General features: G+C 38.1%; 2 protein-coding genes. Both read left to right on the top strand.

The window, feature by feature from the left end; all coding sequences use genetic code 11:
* Window positions 1-951 precede the first annotated feature (951 nt).
* On the top strand, window positions 952-1,206 hold the full coding sequence (locus tag KUL10_RS18410; RefSeq protein ID WP_110430428.1) for a hypothetical protein: 255 nt from the start codon (window positions 952-954) through the stop codon (window positions 1,204-1,206).
* Window positions 1,207-1,703: 497 nt separating this feature from the next.
* A complete protein-coding gene (locus tag KUL10_RS18400; protein WP_110430426.1) occupies window positions 1,704-2,162 on the top strand; it encodes a hypothetical protein in 459 nt (152 codons plus the stop codon).
* Window positions 2,163-2,608 lie beyond the last annotated feature (446 nt).

Here is a 2,608-nt window from a genome sequence, read left to right as displayed (position 1 = left end):
CGAGTGTTATGTTCCTTAGATGATAGAAAATAAGTTAAGGTGTCTTTCCAAGTGGGCTTTGACCTTTCTGGGCAAAGGCGAATCGAGTTTGAATTTTATATGACTACTAAAGTCAGTTTAGATAAGTTGTTTTCGAAGCTTAATGTTCAAGATGGTAGTGCTCAATTGATAAGAAGAAAACTTAAAAGTGGTGGGTACAGTCTTAGAGTTAGGTGTCAAGTTTATTGCAATTCTAAGCATATTGGAGAGTGGCTTAGTTTTTATACAATTGTAGGTAGAGAATGCAATGCAATTTTGGAAAATTGGCGGTTTGTTGTCAGAACATAACAAAAAATTTGATGACGGACATCTCACAAGAGCGGTGAGCTGCCGCATAAATTGGTGTTATACATCCTATAGGTTCCAAAATTTTAAAACGATTATTTAAAAGCCAATATAACCTGAAGGCTAATTACTTTAGAGAATCGTACTGGCTAAGTATTTTCTGCTCTGCAATTGTTTTGCCTGTAGCCTATTATCTCTGTTCGCTTATATTTATCGCATTTGAAATTGAACTTGATCTTCCATTGAGACAATACAATGGGTTCATAGTTTTTGCTTGCTTAACCGTATGCTTAGTTACTATTTCCATTTGTTTTTACGTTGGGTGGATATTGTCATCAACTCTTTTTTACCATCGTAAATTCAAAAAAGGTGAGATAACCAAAGCAGAGTTATCGGCAATTACTTATAAAGGTCAGTACCCTAGGAGGTGGCAAAAATAGCGTGACGGATGTATAACAAGATGTTCAACAGAGATTATCATCTCATGTCATGTCGCTTGCATTCGCAACCGACACGCCATAATCTGATAACTCGTTAACATGGTGTTATGTGTCTTCTAAGGAATTTGTAACGCGATGAAAAACAAGTCCTTATCAAAACTAGAATTTTATTTAATACTGAATACTGATGAAAATGAGTAGTGCTGCAAATACGGAAATTCCCAGTTTCTATTTGGTAGAGAAATTGGGTTTTACTGTCTCGAAAAAGCTTATTGCTGATACAGAGCATTGGATTGCTAAGAAAGAAGAAAATGAATTTATGGCGACAGGCCTTACTGAGCTATTAGGCATCATTCGGCTATATGAAATAAAAGGGGATGGATGGAGAGCAACCGATGAAGAAATCGATAAGTTTTTCGAAAAGTTTAGCACAGACACATAACAAGTGTTTGCAGATGGACACCGAGCACTCCACAATTTGGTGTTACTCGCTGCGCTCAGACATTAACACAAAATTGTTCCGCACTCGGTGCCACTGAAACAAGCGTTAGTTACCCGTTTTAAAAGTTCTGCGAAAATATTTGAGTCCAAGATTGTAGTGGAGTTTTTGACTGCTGGTAGGTCAGCAGGTATCGTGGATTGACGAAGTCGAAATTCGTAAGGATTTTATCAAACGGGTTAGTCACAGCAAGTTACAACCAAACGGCAAATTGACAACCTGAATGAACAAGGTAAGAAAGGTGCTCGCAGTTAAAAAAATCAAAAGTATGTACAGAGGATTGATTAAAACTAGGCGTCAGTCTCGGATATTACATGCCTCCGCTACCGCTGCGGAACGCTTTTTATTAGCGAAGGGTAGAGGCGAGTTAACTAACAAGAAGCATCAGACGGACCTCCCGTTGGTCGGCCGCTGTGCTTGGCGTTATATGCCACTGAAAAATGAAACTTCATTACTTTGAATACAATATTTTTAGCTATCTGTTAGCAACCAACACGCTGTCTCACGACAGAGCCGTCGAGTGGGCATATTGTCAATATGGAAATGATGGTGTTGAGCCTTTTATAGAGAAAATTGCATTAACAATTGACTCAGCAGAAATAAGAGAGCTCATTTCAAATACTTTTCAGGTTTACGGAACACCTGATAAGGAGTTTCTTTCTGGTGAAGTAGTCGAAAAGTTTTTCACGAATCAGCTTTCTTTGTATGAAGCTATTGCTCAAATACTCTTTGATATACAACCCGAAATGGCAAAGGAAGACGAACAAAAAATGTATATTGCCGAGGACTATTTTGGATGGCACAAGAATACAGAAGAAGAGGCTTTAAAGGTTGTACAAGACATATTTAAGAAATATCACACCACCTACAAAAACGCTGTTTCAACCTTTGGCATATAACAAGAGCCTCAAGCCAGTCGCTGTCGCTCCTTCGGACGTATTGCATTGGGTAAAAACTGCGACTCGCTTCGCTCGATTATTGCAGTTTTTACCCAATACAATCCGCCGCTTAGGCTGGTGTTAGGTTTAAAGAGGAACTATGACAATTAAATCGGTCTTAATAGCCATATCAATTATTCATTGTTTTATGATTATTGGCATATTTTTCACAATTTATGACCACGAAGAGCTAAATACAGCCACTAAAATAAAACTTTTTACTTTAGCTTTATTACTTCCAATACTTGGGCCAATTTATGTAAATTATCTCCTTAAAACGAGAGTGTTCATGAATGGTAAGTTTATTGATACTACCGATTATTCAGGTAGCTTCGAGAGTGGTTCCGTGCAATCAACAGAATCTGGCTCATCTTCCGACGGGGGAGGTGGTAGTGATTAGCATAAAA

The organism is Glaciecola sp. KUL10 (genome assembly GCF_003203515.1).
Taxonomy (GTDB): domain Bacteria; phylum Pseudomonadota; class Gammaproteobacteria; order Enterobacterales; family Alteromonadaceae; genus Glaciecola.
This window is presented reverse-complemented; position numbering and strand designations above follow the sequence as displayed.

Bases quoted from the DNA above. Each gene is read 5' to 3' on its own strand.
- KUL10_RS18400 (WP_110430426.1), top strand. From the start codon at position 1,704: ATGAAACTTCATTACTTTGAATACAATATTTTTAGCTATCTGTTAGCA.
- KUL10_RS18410 (WP_110430428.1), top strand. From the start codon at position 952: ATGAAAATGAGTAGTGCTGCAAATACGGAAATTCCCAGTTTCTATTTG.